This is a genomic window from Tamlana sp. I1, assembly GCF_015355625.1.
Taxonomy (GTDB): domain Bacteria; phylum Bacteroidota; class Bacteroidia; order Flavobacteriales; family Flavobacteriaceae; genus Pseudotamlana.
The window spans coordinates 33,623-49,097 of sequence record NZ_JACLAF010000002.1 but is presented as its reverse complement, the minus strand read 5'-3'; the positions used below and the strand labels follow the sequence as shown (position 1 = coordinate 49,097).

The window sequence follows — 15,475 nt, the reverse complement described above, 5'->3', positions numbered from 1 at the left end:
TTTCTAAAATAGATATGATTAATTTTAAAATAGAAATTGTGATTTCGTATGTTGGTTTCATCTTTAGATAGTATCATTTGATACTATCATTAAACTTAAAAGAATGTTGTACAAGATTTTTTAATTGAGCACCAAAGTGAATAACATATGGTTTTGAAAATTTTATTCAAAAAAAAAAGCTGTTTAAAATAATTTTTAAACAGCTTTTTAAGTTTTTAATGCTTTATTTTTTATCTAATTCGGGAGGATATTTTGCCATAATTTCGGCAACAAATTCTTTAATTCTGGCGTCTTTTTTCTCCATATTCTGGGTTAAATAGCCAGTTCCCATACCTTGCCAAACCAATTCTTTTTTCTTGGCGTCTATTAAATCAATGTATAATTGACCTTCGGTACTGGTAGAAACGCTAGGTTGTTGGTTCCAACCCCAGCCCCAACCAGGTCCCATGCCACCGTAAGGACCCCAGCCGCCCCAACCCCAGGCGCCGTAGCCCCATGTGTTGTTGTAAACATCTACACGCTGATTGGATTTCGTGAATAAGCTAATTAACAAATCTGGATTTTCAGATTTTGTAAAACCCTTATTTAGTAATTCGGCTTCAATCGCTCTAAGAATTCGGCGTTTGTCTAAATCGCTAATCTCTGCTTTATCAATGCCTGTTTTAAAAAATGCAAAGGTTTTATAGTCGTTAAAATTTGCTTTTTTATCATAATCTGCAGCGACTTGAATCGAGCTACAAGAGGAAATTATTACCACCATTAGTAATAATGAAAATGCTTTAATTAAATGTTTCATAGGACTGTTATTTAATGTTTTTTTCATGTTTAAAGCACGGTAACCGGTTGATTACAAGTTAGCTTTATCTTAATAAAATATCAAGAATCATACCAAAAAGCAGCTAGATTACTGGGCTGAATGGCTATTTTTTAATAGCATTTCGTTTTTTATCATAGCCATACGGGCAATGACGGCAACCACTTTCGCAACAATAACCACGTCTTAAATGATACTTTTCTGTAAAACAGCGATACCCTTCTGGTGTTAGGTAGTAATCGCCTTCTTCAATAGGGATTATTTTTTTCATTACTAACAAAGATAATGTAATTTAATAGAATTTTAATTTGAAAGGTTGGGCAGAGCGTTGCTTTTTTCAATATTTTCTGGATACTAATTCATAAATTATTTGGTTTAATTCTTGAAGTGTAAACGATATGATTCTAATTTCTAAATATATGGTGCCTAAAGGTTATTCAGGGTTAACCTTATATCCTTTTATTTTTTTGAAATCGAAATCACTTCAGAAGCAAACCATTTTAATAAATCACGAGAAAATTCATTTAAAACAGCAAATAGAAATGTTAGTAATTCCATTTTATATCTGTTACTTTTTTGAGTTTTTAATCCGTTTTGTACGGTATAGAAACTGGCAAAAAGCCTACCGGAATATTTCTTTTGAAAGAGAGGCTTACACTAACGAAAATGACTTAGATTATTTGAAACATCGCTCATTTTGGAGTTTTTTAAAGTATATTTGTGGGCATGATATTTAAGCTTGAAAATAGCATCAATCAGCAGGTTAATCTTCAGAATAAAGGCGTTGAATTGTATATAAAACGCGAGGATGCCATTCATCCTTTTGTGTCTGGAAATAAATACAGAAAGTTAAAATACAACCTCCTTGAAGCCGAAAAACAAGGGTTTAAAACCCTGCTTACTTTTGGTGGCGCTTATTCCAATCATATTGCTGCTGTAGCTTCGGCAGGACATTTATTCGGTTTTAAAACCATAGGCATAATTCGCGGTGAAGAACTATGGACCAAAATTGATGATAATCCTACTTTAAGTTTTGCCAAAAATCATGGTATGGAATTCAAGTTTGTTTCAAGGGAAGTGTATCGAAACAAATCCTCCAAGGCATTCATTGAAGCTTTAAAAAACGAATTAGGTGCCTTTTATCTTGTGCCAGAAGGCGGCACCAACTCTTTGGCGGTAATGGGTTGTGAAGAAATTTTAACAGAAAGTGATAAGGATTTCAATTTTGTATGTTCGGCGGTAGGCACTGGAGGGACCATTTCAGGACTTATAAATGCTTCAAAACCCCATCAAAAAGTTTTGGGTTTTCCCGCCTTAAAAGGGGACTTTTTAAAGTTAGATATTAGTAAATTTGCAACACAATCTAATTGGGAATTAATCAGCGATTATCATTTTGGCGGTTATGCCAAAATAAATGAAGAATTGGTGACGTTTATAAATCAGTTTAAATCCGATTTTAACATTCCGTTAGATCCCGTTTATACAGGAAAAATGCTATTTGGAATTTTCGATTTAATAGAGAAAGGTTACTTTCCTAAAGGTTCGAAAATTTTGGCCATTCACACAGGAGGCTTACAAGGTATTGAAGGTATGAACGCCATTTTGAAAAAGAAAAATTTACCAAAAATTACTTGATGTAATGAGAAGAATCTTAATAATTTTATGCTTAGGCTGCGTTTTATTTAGTTGTAAATCTAAAAAAGCTGTAGTTGCTAAGAAACCAAAACAGCGTACAGAACGCGTTACTCCTAAAACCAATACGACACCCAAATCGTCTAAAGAAGAACAAGTTGTTGCTAAACCGGCACCAAAAGTTTACGCTAACAGTACCGAAGAATATATTGATACCCACCGCGAAACGGCTCAAGAAGAAATGGTTTTATACGGAATTCCTGCAAGTATCACATTGGCTCAAGGGATTTTAGAATCGGGTTCTGGGAAGGGCAGACTTTCAGTTGAAGCGAATAATCACTTCGGAATTAAATGTCACGAATGGACTGGTGCTAAAATTTATCACGATGATGATGAAGACCAAGAATGTTTCAGAAAATATAAAGACGCCAAATATTCGTTTAGAGACCATTCCCTGTTTTTAAGTGAACGCAAACGCTATGCGAAACTTTTTCAGCTAAAAAAAGAAGATTATAAAAGGTGGGCTAAAGGTTTAAAGGATGCTGGTTATGCCACCGATCCTAAATACCCAAATAAATTAGTTAGCTTGATAGAACGCTATAAACTTTATGATTATGATGAAGAAGTTTTAGGTGATGCCTATGAAAAATATGAATTTCCAGTGGTCGAGAATGTTAATTCGTACACGGTTTCAAAAGGGGACACTTTGTATTCTATTTCAAAACGTTATAATACCACAGTAGAAGAACTTCAAAAATTAAATGGTTTACGCGGTACCGGGCTAAGTATTGGGCAGGTATTAGTGGTGAAATCATCAAAATAATAGATAGTAATATGATTTATAAAAGAAGCAGTGCATTATTTGCCGAAGCAGAAAAAGTAATTCCAGGGGGTGTAAATTCGCCAGTTAGAGCCTTTAACGGTGTAGGTGGCACACCAATTTTTGTTAAAGAAGCCAAAGGCGCATATTTGTATGATGAAGACGGTAATCGCTTGGTTGATTATATAAACTCTTGGGGACCTATGATTTTAGGTCATGCCCACAAACCCGTGGTTGATGCTGTCGTTGAAAAAGCTAAAAAAGGAACCTCTTTTGGAATGCCTACTGAAATTGAAACCGAAATTGCTAAACTAGCCGTTTCTATGGTGCCAAATATTGATAAAATCAGATTTGTAAATTCAGGAACCGAAGCTTGCATGAGTGCGGTACGTTTGGCACGTGGTTTTTCTGGAAAAGATAAAATTATCAAGTTTGCTGGTTGTTATCACGGGCATTCAGATTCGTTTTTAATTCAAGCGGGTAGTGGAGCAAGTACTTTTGGTACCCCAAATAGTCCTGGCGTAACACAAGGTACGGCTAAAGATACTTTGTTAGCTACTTATAACGATATTGAGAATGTAAAAGCTTTAGTTGAAGCTAATAAAGATGAGGTGGCTTGTATTATTATTGAGCCCGTGGCGGGAAATATGGGCTGCGTTCCACCTAAGAACGACTTTTTAAAGAAACTACGCGACTTATGTGATGCCAACAATATATTATTAATTTTTGATGAGGTAATGACCGGCTTCCGTTTAGCAAAAGGAGGCGCGCAAGAGCGTTATCATATTTCTGGGGATATTGTTTGCTTCGGAAAAGTGATAGGTGGCGGCTTACCAGTTGGTGCTTTTGCTGCCCGAGAAGAAATTATGAATTATTTAGCGCCTATTGGTCCTGTATATCAAGCAGGAACTTTAAGCGGAAATCCTTTGGCGATGGCTGCAGGTTTAGCCATGTTGCAAGAGTTAAATGCAGATGCTGAAGTGTTTTCTAGATTGGAAGCAAAAACCAAATATTTGCATGAAGGGATTGCTAAGGTTTTAACTGAAAATAAAATTACACATACCATTAATCGTGTGGGATCGATGATTTCTGTGCATTTTGATGCTGCCGAAGTTGTAGATTTTAATACGGCCGCAAAAGGAAATAACGACACGTTTAAGAAATTTTTCCATGGCCTTTTAAATGAAGGGGTTTACATTGCGCCAAGTGCTTTTGAAACTTGGTTTATTACAGACGCACTAAGTTATGAAGATTTAGATTTTACCATTGCAGCCGTGAATACGGTCTCAAAAACTTTATAGAATTTATAAAATTGAAATAAAAAAGCGCTTTTCTAAAAACCTAGAGAAGCGCTTTTTATCAACTAAAATCAATAACCTAACTAACTATTTCTTCGTTCACCTTTTCTGTCTTTTCTGTGGTGATCACTTTTTCTTTCTCTTTTCTTTTGCATTTTTTCCCATTTTTCAAATTGATCCTTCTTTAAAATAGTTTTCATTTTTGCTTTGGATGCAATTTGATAATCTAATTTGGCAACTGCTCTATTGTAACGCTCTTCCTGACTCGGTTTTTCAGCTTTACCACTTTCTTTTTTTGCTTTATGTTCAGCCATTATCGTTTTACGCTTTGTGGCATTTTCAAGGTTGAATTTGTAAATATCAACTTGCTGAGCGTTGCTTAAATCTAAAGCTAAAGTCATTTTTTTAGTTTGAAGCGTCGCCATTTGCTCGGCAGTCAAATCCATCTTTTGATGATGTTTCTGGTTGTGATTTCTTCTTTCTGATTTGTGCTCCTGCGCTATGCCTTGTAAACCAATAAATGCGATAGCAATTAATATTATTTTTTTCATCCTAACTGTGTTTTAATTTTTATATCCTTAGGACTGACGCGTTTTAAAAAGGTTTAAAATGCAGGATGTTTTTAACGAAATGTTAACGGTTTTTGTGTTGTGTAAAAAAGAGGGAGTTGCGTTGTTAAGCCTTGTAGAACATGGGCTAATCTTGTGTTCCTGTTCTAGAAATTTATGAACGATTTAAATTTTAAATATTCCTTTATTTTAAAACTAAAATGCTTTTTGCACCAATTGTTTAGGTTTTTGCGAAGGGTCGATAATAATTTTAAAATTAATAACACCTAAAACCAATTCTTCTTGCGTAATCACTTCAACACGCCAAAGTCCTGCTTTCACGTTGTTTTTATAGCTGTAGCCACGGTAGCCATCATTACGGCCGCCTTTAATATTAAAGCTTATATCATCGGCAAACACCCATTGGTCTGATGTCTCGTTATAATATTCCCAACGGTGAATAATCGATTTTTCAAGGGCTGTAGGGGCAAACACCGATGAGAAAACATAAATAGGCGTATTTGGGGTGTAGTTAAATTCAGAGCGGTAATCTCTCCAGAATATAAATTGATTTTCCTGTTCGTAAGTCACTAAATATTCATTGTTTTTCACCTTAATATCGTGTGCTACAATACCCGTTTGTAAAGCTAAGGGTACTGGCGGAATTAGTTTAAAATGATAAAACACATTAATTAAAATGTAAATTGAAATGATGATACTTAGCAATTTTCCTAAATGAACTTCGGCGCGTGTACTAGGACTCTTGCGATAAATAATTCGGATTAAACCGATGGTGCAAACCAAACTTACTGCTCCGGAAATTAGAAAAATAATATGTCCCATATCTCTAAGGAAGACAGGAATCATAAACGTGAAAAAAGTGAAATTGATAAAGTAATAAATGCTAAACTGAAGGTATTTATTAGCAATTCGCTTTTTAAGAAACTCGTTGGCTAATAATAAAACGACCAAAATAACAAAAAATGAAGCGGTTTTGGATAAGGATACGCTTCTTGAAAAGTAAATTACATAAGCACTTGAAAGTCCTCCAAAGAAAAACTGAATGGCTAGCGGAAAGTATTCTTCAAAACGTTCTAGAAAGGTGTCTTTCCATTTGCCATCATCCGATAAATTAAATAAATATAAGGTGAGGCTTAGCGCCGACATATGAAAACACAAAACAACCAAATCGTAGGTTCTGTCTATACGACCCAGAGTAAGCGTGTCAAAAATAAAACCACCAATAAAGAATAAAATTGGGGCGTATTTTTTGTGTTTTCTAATAAACTTTGAGAATCCACTATTTCTATACTTAACTAAGGCGCGTTTCATATCCAATTTTAGGCAATCACAAAGGTAATAGAATAAAATGGTTTTTGTTAAAATGAAGTTTAATCAAAAAAAGAGGCTCTCTAAAAGTGAAGTTTTCGTCAACCTGAACTTGATTCAGGTTCTCATCCTTATGAGATTCTGAAATAAATTCAGAATGACAATTTTACCTCCTTTTAGAAAGCCTCTTTAAAAATATTAAAGCTATTTCTTTAGTGCTTAATAAGTTTTACGGTTTGGGTGATTCCCGAGTCGTTTGTTATTTTCACTAAGTAAATACTTGATGGTAAATTTGAAATATCGAAAGCTTGTCCTTTATTAAACTTCCCTTGAAATTGCTTCATTAATTGTCCTGTAACCCCATAAACGCTTACTTGTGAAACCGTTCTATTGATTTTAAAGCTATTTTGGGTAGGATTAGGGTATATGGTAAAGGGTTGCGCTAAAACGTCGCCTTCAACACTTAAACTGTTTGCTGGATTATTTCCGTAAATTTTGAAGGTTCCAGGTGCTAATGTAATAGCACTAGTTGCTGTGATGGTTGTGCCTCCAGTTTCATCCATTAAATCGTACCAAGTACCACTAGTCGCAAAATTAGGATCTACTGTTTTATCAGCTGTATCAAAATTTGAAATAATAACCACATCATTTAATTGGGTTGATGGTAGGCTGGTATTCCAAACACGAATTCTTGGTGTTAAAGTTCCAGAAGTAATGCTGTAGTCGCCTTCAAAAACATCTTCGTTAATTTTTAAGTCGTTCAAACGGGCCCAAGTATCGTAAATAGATTTTCTGTCTGGGTTTTCAATCCATTTAGCAATCCATTGTGGCTGTGGCTTAGTGTCTAATTTACAAGTTTCTCCATTAATCGTTCCGTTAGAACAAGTAAAAATAGAGTTTTGCATGCCTAATTCTCCAAAATGCCAAATCATTTTTGGTCCTGGAATCGTAAGAGTTACTGCGCCTAAAGCTTCCATTCTTTTAAGAGCAGTGCTTAATGTTTTGATATTATAAGAACCGTTCGAATCGCCAAATTGTAAGTTTTTATACATTAAGCGTTCCTCATCATGACTTTCGGCATAACCGACTAAACGTTTGCCTGTAAATCCTCGAGATTTGTTTCCCATACGATCAAAGTTTGAGTTTGAAGCATAGCCCATAGTCAATTGGTTGTAAGGACTGGTCATTTTTCCCCACATCATAATACCTTTACCTTCTCCAATACGGTAGTTTGCCCATTGTTGTTCTTCAGTATCTCCACCTAAATGTTCAAAAATAACGTAGTGTGTGTTATCTAAACTCCAAGAGTAATCGGCGTATTGCTTTAAAATGTCAACACGATCTTGTTGGTAGCCGTTGGTGCAAACTTCGTCTGGATCGCTACAATTTTGAGTAAAGCCTTTGGTTAAATCCCAACGGAAACCATCAATTTTAAATTCGTTAATCCAGTGGTTAACAACACGCTCTACATAGTATTGTGTTTTTGCTTGTTGGTGGTTAAAATCCATACCAACGCTGTAACTGTGTTTGGCTTCAGTATTGAAATAAGGACTTTCAGTACTTGGTTCACCCCAACCATCACCATCAGGATCATTCATCCACATGCGTACCATCGGGTTTCTTCCGTAGGCATGATTTAATGCAATATCTAAAATAACGGCAATACCGTTTTGGTGACATAAATCGATAAATTCTTTAACCTTATCTTCTGTGCCATAAAACTTATCTAAAGCCATGTGGAAGGAAGTATTGTAACCCCAGCTTTCATTACCTTCATATTCCATAATCGGCATCAATTGAATGGCGTTAATATTTAGGTTTTTGAAATAATCCATACGATCTATTAAATCTTGAATATTTCTATCGGCATCAAAATCACGAATTAAAACCTCGTAAATAATTAAGTCTTCTTTTTTAGGTTTATTGAAATTTGTAACCGTCCAGTTGTAGGCACTTTTTCCAGTTTGAAGCACTGTAACTTCACGTTCTTGTCCGGCCGGATAAGTTGGTAAATTCGGATAAGTTCCTGAAGGAATTCCAAGGTCATCAAAAGGAGATAAGACTAAAGTTGAAAACGGATCGGCTGTTTTTACCATAACAGGTGAATTTGCTATAGGTGTTTCATCGACAACCCAATATTGATAAGTTTCTATCTTTTGCGCGGTTAAGCCCGTTAATTCTAACCAAAATTTCCCTGAAGTCGGGTCTTTTTTCATGGCGTAAGCCGAAGTAGGTGTCCAGTTATTGAAACTTCCAGCTACATAAACAAAATCTTTTAAAGGAGCATCTAGAACCAGAGTGGCTTTTGTAGCATCTCCTGAGTTATAGTTAATACCGTTTTCTAATCCGCTGGGCATGGTTTGAGATATTGTTCCAGGATTGATTAAAACAGAAAATGTTTTTGTGATAACCGATTGCCCTTTAGTAACGGTTAATGCATAATCTTGATTAGTACTAATATTGCTATGTGTAAAAGTATACGAGCTAACTCCTGTTTTAGAGTCTATAACACTTCCATTTGCAGTAAGTGAATAATCGGCATTTCCGCTTGTGTTTGAAGCAGAAATATTTAAATTGTTACCAGAAGCTAAGATAGAAGTACTGTTTTCGTTTGGCGAATTAAGTGTAACTTGAAAGTCTCCAACATCAATTTTAAAATCAATACAACCAGTGGCTTTCATTTCTTGGCTTCCATCGGCACTTCTAAAAACCATAGCCATTTTAGTAGCGGTAGCAGCTTGAGCATCGGTTAAGCTATAATATGTTTTTGGAGTTATTGTGATACTCCATGTACCATTGTTGTTATTGGTCATTAAGCCAACGCCATCATCTTGTCCCCAATTACCAACGGCACTATATCCCCAAGCGTTTGAGTCGTCTCCTATTCCAGAGTGCATATAAACTTTTGCAGGGTTATTTAAGGCGTTGCAATTTGTGGCAGTACTTGTTAGGTCTACGGTGATAGTTACCGGATCGATCGTATTAAATATGCTTGGACTTGTGGTTATTTGTGCGTAACCCAAGCTTGTCGCTATTAAAAATAAAAAAGCAAGTAATGTTTTTTTCATAATTTAAATTATTAGGTTATAAACAAGAAAGAGGTCGTATGAAAAGTTCGTTAAATTTGATTTTTATATGTTGAGCTTGTCGAAACTAATCGGGGTTAGCAATCAGTTAAATATATTTCGACAGGCTCAATATGACATCAAGTATACTTCTCAGACAGCCTCTTTCGTTAATTTATGGGTGATAAATTATTCTACAGGAATTAAAATATAGCCACCATCTAAGTCGTTAAACCAGATGTCGTATGTTCCAGCCATAGCAGGAATATTTGGACCTCCTAATGTTGCTAAACCACTTAAAGCGGTATCACTTCCCCAACTTACATCCCAAGCATCATCAGCTCTAAATTTTATTTCGCCATCGGTTAAAACCACATCATTAATAAACCACACATGTGGGTCGAAAGGTGATTGTGTTAAGTCTGTGTCATTATCCCATGCACCTTCTGTGGCGTCACCAATTAGACCGATAGTTGGGTAAATAGGAGCTGCAGAAGCATCATATTCAACTAAAGTATAGGTCATGTCTGTAATGTTCATGTTAAACTTGTAGTAACCGCTTACAGGAATTTTAAAGGCTGAAGGATCTGTTCCTGTACCGTCATTCATTCCTAAAGTTCCGGCAGATCCACCCCATTGAGGTTGCCATTCACCTAATACTTCAACTAATTTAAAGCCTTCCACATCAGCACCACCATTAAAGTAAGCCGTGTAAGAATAGATGTTTTCATCGGCAGGATCTCTAATAATAGCTGGGTTGTTATTATTTGGATTCCATCCAGGGGCTGTTCCGTCGCCTACTAAGAATAGGTTTCTAAAAGTAGGTATTGTAGGGGTGTCAGCACTTTCCAATATCACTAGAGTTAAAGGTACGCCGTCAGAGATGACTTCTGTATCAGAATCAGTTCCGGCAAATGCACGAATTCTAAATGTTACCACACCTGTGTTAGGCGCTTCGGTATCTGGATCGTTGTCTAGGCCAGCTTCTTCAGCGTAGCTAATCATGTCACCAATAGTTACTGCATAATTGTTTTCGCTAGTGGTTCCTACAACTTCAGCATCTGTAAAATCACCTATAATAGAACGTTGTATTTGGTACGAGATGTTGGTTGGTGTTTCAAAATCGACACTTTCCCATGTAAAACGTTCGCCTACATTGTCGGCTATTGTAGAAGAAAGTAGATACTCGGGTAAAAAAGAGTTTGTAAATTCTACATCGCCTTTTGGTTGTGCTATATAAGTTAAACCATCGTCGTCTGTACAAGCACTTAAGGCTAACATGCTTGTAATAAATAATGCTATAATTTTTATATTTTTCATCGTCTTTTAGTTTTTAGTTAGTAACCAGGGTTTTGTATTAAGTTAGGGTTAGTTGAAAGCGTATTGTTTGGAATTGGAAAAATGTTTCTGAAGGAATCAGTAGATGTTCCATTTTTTTGATTCGCTTTAAATGGCCATAAGTAACTTGATGTGGTGAAGTAGTTATAACGTACTAAATCGGTACGTCTTTGCCCTTCCCAGTACAATTCTCTTGAGCGTTCATCTAAAAGAAAATCTAAAGTAATATCGCCTGAAGTGATGCTTCCGGAGGCACTTCCGTAAGCACGCTCTCTTAATTGATTAATTAAGTTTGTTGCTGTGTTTAGGTCGCCACCACCACCTCTTAATGAAGCTTCAGCATAGTTGAAATAGATTTCAGGTAAACGAATAAGTGCTAAATCGGTATCTGTAAATTCACCGGTTTTATCATTGCCTTGCTCGCCATTAGAATCGATGTTTCTAAACTTAGTACAAGCATATCCGTTGCTAAATTGTGGAATACTTTCAATCTCTAGAGTTTGACCATCGGTATAAAACATACCGCGTTGGTCTCCGCTTTCAAATTTATTAACTAAGTTTTTGGTTACTCGTAGACCGCCCCAGCCACCGTTTACTCCAAATTCGGTAGGATCCATAGTGCCGCCAATGGCTGCATGAATTAAGAATGTAGAACCTCCGTAAGTTGACGATTGGATACCATCGAAGCTTACTAAGAAAATAAATTCGTTTTGTGCTCCGTTTGTGTCGTTGTCTGCTAAGAATAATTCATCATAAGCAGTACCATTTCCGTTTGTATCGGTAGTGTTAAGGCTGTAAGATGAGTTTATAACTTGGTTAGAAAAGGTAACACACTCACTATATTTATCTGCACCAGTCCATACTTCGGCATTTAAATAAAGTTTAGACAATAATGCCCAAGCGGCCACTTTATCGACACGTCCATATTCATTAGCTTTTGGTTCTGGTAACAAGTTTTGGATGTCTAATAATTCACTTTCAACAAAATCAAAAAGTTCTGTTCTGCTGCTTTGTGAAGGTAGGTCTGTGGTAATCTTCGTTACTAAAGGCACATTTCCGTAGAAATCAATTAAATTGTAATACGCAAATGCTCTTAAAAATCGCGCTTCAGCAATAAATGTTTGTGCTTCAGGATCGGTTAAGCTTTCAGCATTTGTTATAAACGAGTTACAAAATGAAACTTCTTGCGCCAAACGTAAGTACATAGCGCCTGTAAAGCTGTTACTTCCTGTCCAATACATACCGTGTAAATCTGGTAACCCGCTATCTCCCCAACCAACAACAGCATGATCTGTAGTAAGTTCGTTTAGGTTAAATAACATACGTGTGTATTGCGAAAACCCTTGTTCGATATCGCTAATATCTGGGGAGCCGCTATCGCCACCTTGTTGTCCAGTTAAGGCTAAACTGGCATATAGTTTTGCTAAAGCACCTTTTGCTTCGGTAACATTGGCAAATACATCTTGTTCTGTAAAACTATCTGGATCAATAGGGTATTGATCTAAATCGCCGTGACATGATGCCATAAATAACGAGATAGTTAAGATTGGTATAATTTTATTTATAATATTTTTCATAATTCAATTTTTAAAAGCCAACATTAAGTCCCAATACTATTGTTCTAGGTCTTGGGTAAAAACTATTATCGATACCGCCATTAATTTCTGGATCTAAACCATTATAACCTGTAACAGTTAATAGGTTTTGAACCGATCCGTATATTCTAAATGACGTGTCTTTAAGAGCATCATCAATGGTGTATCCCAAGGTAATGTTGTCAATTTTAAAGAAAGACGCATCTTCTATAAAATGACTACTCAAAAAGTTGTTGTCGGTTTGGTCTTTAAATCCAGTATTTAAGTAATCTGAATGAATATTCCATAAGAAGTTGTTGGTTGTTGGAATTACACCGTTTAAATATGAGTTACCAGAAGCTACATTGTTATAGGCATAGTTTCCAATATTTGCTCTTGTAATTACAGATAGGTCCCATTTTTTGTAATTCAAATTGGTGTTTAATCCCATAATCACATCGGCATAAGGGTTTTTATGCACATATTTATCTGCATCGTTAATGATATTATCTCCGTTTCGGTCTACAAAAGCACCTTCAATGGGTTTTCCATTAGCATCGTAAATTTGTTGTAAAACATAAAAGCTATAAGGCGCTTCACCTTCTGTATGTAATTGAATGTTGTTTCCAACACCACCACTAATACCACCTGTAACTTGGTCGAAAGGTAAATCTGTAATCTTATTGTCGTTTACAGCAATATTGTAGTTAATAGACCATTCGAAATCTTTTGTTTGAACAGGGGTTAGGTTTATGGCAAATTCAATACCCTTGTTTTCCATGTCTCCAATATTTTTATCGATTCTACTACCAAAGTTGGTAAAAGGATCTATAGAAGCATTGGCAATTAAATCTTTTGTTTTTTTGATGTAACCATTAATAGAACCAGAGATTCTACGGTCTAAAAAGCTGTAATCTAAACCAACGTTAAGTGTGTTACCAACTTCCCATCTAAGATCTGGGTTTACTGGGTCAGGTCTGTAGGTTTGATAAAAGCTGTTACCAAATTGATAGTTTGCGTTCGATTGACTTCCTGAGTAACGCGTTAAGAACAGGTATTCACCTAAACCATTTACGTTACCAACTTCACCGTAACCTACTCTTAATTTTAACTCATTTAAAGCAGAATCTTCTAAGAATGATTCGTTGTGAATATTCCAAGCTAATGCTACCGATGGGAAGTACCCCCAACGGTCATCAGGGTTTAATTTTGAAGAAGCATCTGCTCTTAAAGTTGCAGTTACTAAGTAGCGTCCATCATAATCATAGTTAAGTCTACCAAAGTATGATAACAATACGTTTTTAGATTTATCTATAAACTCATAGGTGTTACCACGTTCTTCAAGCTCACTATCATAACTGTAATTGTTGTATTCAAATGACTGGTATGAATATCCTACAACAGCGGTTAGATTATGAGTTTCGTTAAATGTTTTGTTATAGGTTAAATACGCATCAAAAAGTTGGTTTGTACTTTCATTTCTATAAGTATTTTCAGAGCCGTTCCAAGTTGGGTCTGTGGTAGGCATTAAATCAGATACGATGGTACGTCCATGACTGTTAGATTTATCTAAAGCGATATTAACCGTTGCAGTTAAATCTTCAAAAAAGTGTAATTGATAATCAAGTTTGGCGTTACCAATAAAGCGTCTTACCTCAGATTCGTCATCTCTTAAATTTAATAAAGCAACAGGATTGGTATTTGCTAAGCTAGGCTCTAAACCTGTAGCAGGGTCGATCCAAGACGAATATCCTGCGTAAGGGGAGTTTGCATCATAAACTGGTTGCGTTGGTGCATAGCTGTTAGCAGAACCAATGGCATCTCTATTTCCGAAGAAGTTTTCGGTATAGTTTCCTCTTGCATTTAATTCTATTTTTAGATGATCGTCAAATAATTTTGGTGTTAAACTAATAGAACCTGTTGTTCTTTTAAAATTATCACGTTTTAAAATACCACCATAATCGGTGTATGAAACTGAAGCTCTCATTGGTATGCCCCAAGCAGCTCCTAAAGCACTAAACGCATGGTCTTGACCAAAAGCATTTCCGTAAATTTCATCCTGCCAATCGGTATCGTAGTCTTGTAATAAGCTTAGTGTAGTTGCATTAGCTTGCGGATGATTTGTTACGATATCACGAAATTCATCGGCATTTAATACATCTACTTTCGCAATTGGGCTACCAATAGAAGTTAAGGTGTTTAAATTAAATTTAAAATCTGATGATTTCCCTTTTTTAGTGGTTACAATAATGACACCATTGGCAGCACGAGACCCATAAATTGAAGTTGCCGAGGCATCTTTTAAAACGGTCATACTTTCAATATCATTAGGGTTTACCATATTTAATGGATTTCTAGAGCCGCCAATACCACCTTGGTCTAAAGGAATACCATCCAATACAATTAAAGGATTGTTGTTAAGTGAGAGTGAGCTGTTTCCTCTAATTCTAATTTCTTGGCCATCTCCAGGAGCACCACTAGATGAGGTAACCGATACGCCCGAAACTTTACCTTGAATTAATTGAGGTGCATTAACAATAGGGCCTTGGTTAAAGTCTTTAGTTGTCACTAAATCGGCAGCGCCAGTAACGTCTTCTTTTCTAACCGTACCATACCCAATAACTACAACTTCGTCAAGAAGTGAAGCGTCTTCGGTTAGTGACATGTTTAAGGTAGATTGTCCTGTGTATTTTAATTCCTTAGTTTGGTACCCAATAAATGAAAAGACAAGGGTTTCTCCTGTGTTAACCGAAACCGTATAATTTCCATCAAAATCTGAAACCGCTCCGGTTGTTGTTCCTTTAACAATAATGTTTGCACCCGCTATGGGGATATTTGTACCGCTTTCCGATACAACTCCGGTGACGGTATTTTGCGCCAAAACTAAGGCTGGAGCAAAAAACAGTGCCAGTAATAAACTATTAATAATTGTTCTCATACAATAGTAATTAAGTTAAATGTGTAATTTAGTTTAGTGATTATATTTTTACTTCTCGAGGTTAAAATTATGTAAAAGTTATGTTAAATCGAATTTAACAATTACGAAATTCTTAGCGA

Annotated in this window: 12 protein-coding genes; 4 read left to right on the top strand and 8 right to left on the bottom strand. The window is 35.9% G+C overall.

Translation table 11 applies throughout. The features are described from left to right. Positions 1-223: 223 nt before the first annotated feature. Together H6X70_RS01685 and H6X70_RS01680 are read right to left on the bottom strand one after the other, a co-directional pair. Positions 224-796, bottom strand: coding sequence for a DUF4136 domain-containing protein (locus H6X70_RS01685; protein WP_194765949.1), 573 nt, complete (start codon positions 794-796; stop codon positions 224-226). A gap of 124 nt (positions 797-920) precedes the next feature. Then, on the bottom strand, positions 921-1,085 hold the full coding sequence (locus tag H6X70_RS01680; protein ID WP_194765948.1) for a DUF5522 domain-containing protein: 165 nt from the start codon (positions 1,083-1,085) through the stop codon (positions 921-923). A gap of 127 nt (positions 1,086-1,212) precedes the next feature. Between H6X70_RS01680 and H6X70_RS01675 the strand changes: the two genes are divergently transcribed. Genes H6X70_RS01675 through hemL form a run of 4 tightly spaced genes read left to right on the top strand, consistent with a single transcriptional unit; the run spans position 1,213 to position 4,567 of the window. Beyond that, positions 1,213-1,551: a hypothetical protein gene (locus H6X70_RS01675; protein ID WP_194765947.1), complete on the top strand. Its 339-nt coding sequence runs from the start codon at positions 1,213-1,215 to the stop codon at positions 1,549-1,551. Continuing rightward, the gene (locus H6X70_RS01670; protein WP_194765946.1) at positions 1,541-2,449 is read left to right on the top strand and encodes a 1-aminocyclopropane-1-carboxylate deaminase/D-cysteine desulfhydrase; all 909 of its coding nucleotides are present in this window, start codon (positions 1,541-1,543) and stop codon (positions 2,447-2,449) included. Before H6X70_RS01675 ends, H6X70_RS01670 begins: the two co-directional genes overlap by 11 nt. Before the next feature lie 4 nt (positions 2,450-2,453). Then, positions 2,454-3,269, top strand: a complete 816-nt coding sequence (locus tag H6X70_RS01665; protein ID WP_194765945.1) for a glucosaminidase domain-containing protein — start codon at positions 2,454-2,456, stop codon at positions 3,267-3,269. 11 nt (positions 3,270-3,280) lie between these two features. Beyond that, a complete protein-coding gene (gene hemL / locus H6X70_RS01660) occupies positions 3,281-4,567 on the top strand; it encodes a glutamate-1-semialdehyde 2,1-aminomutase (RefSeq protein ID WP_194765944.1) in 1,287 nt (428 codons plus the stop codon). 80 nt (positions 4,568-4,647) lie between these two features. Here hemL and H6X70_RS01655 read toward each other — a convergent pair whose 3' ends face one another. From H6X70_RS01655 to H6X70_RS01630, 6 genes are all read right to left on the bottom strand, one after another. After that, the gene (locus H6X70_RS01655; RefSeq protein WP_194765943.1) at positions 4,648-5,115 is read right to left on the bottom strand and encodes a hypothetical protein; all 468 of its coding nucleotides are present in this window, start codon (positions 5,113-5,115) and stop codon (positions 4,648-4,650) included. A gap of 213 nt (positions 5,116-5,328) precedes the next feature. Continuing rightward, entirely contained in the window at positions 5,329-6,444 is a 1,116-nt protein-coding gene (locus tag H6X70_RS01650; protein ID WP_194765942.1) for a DUF2914 domain-containing protein, read from the bottom strand. Between the two features lie 209 nt (positions 6,445-6,653). Next, positions 6,654-9,509: an alpha-amylase family glycosyl hydrolase gene (locus tag H6X70_RS01645; protein WP_194765941.1), complete on the bottom strand. Its 2,856-nt coding sequence runs from the start codon at positions 9,507-9,509 to the stop codon at positions 6,654-6,656. A 186-nt stretch (positions 9,510-9,695) separates the two neighbouring features. Further along, positions 9,696-10,826 carry a SusF/SusE family outer membrane protein gene (locus H6X70_RS01640; protein WP_194765940.1) on the bottom strand — a complete coding sequence of 377 codons (1,131 nt, stop codon included), beginning with the start codon at positions 10,824-10,826 and terminating at the stop codon, positions 9,696-9,698. Between the two features lie 17 nt (positions 10,827-10,843). Then, positions 10,844-12,421 carry a RagB/SusD family nutrient uptake outer membrane protein gene (locus H6X70_RS01635; protein ID WP_194765939.1) on the bottom strand — a complete coding sequence of 526 codons (1,578 nt, stop codon included), beginning with the start codon at positions 12,419-12,421 and terminating at the stop codon, positions 10,844-10,846. Positions 12,422-12,431: 10 nt separating this feature from the next. Next, on the bottom strand, positions 12,432-15,356 hold the full coding sequence (locus H6X70_RS01630; RefSeq protein ID WP_194765938.1) for a SusC/RagA family TonB-linked outer membrane protein: 2,925 nt from the start codon (positions 15,354-15,356) through the stop codon (positions 12,432-12,434). Between the last annotated feature and the right edge of the window lie 119 nt (positions 15,357-15,475).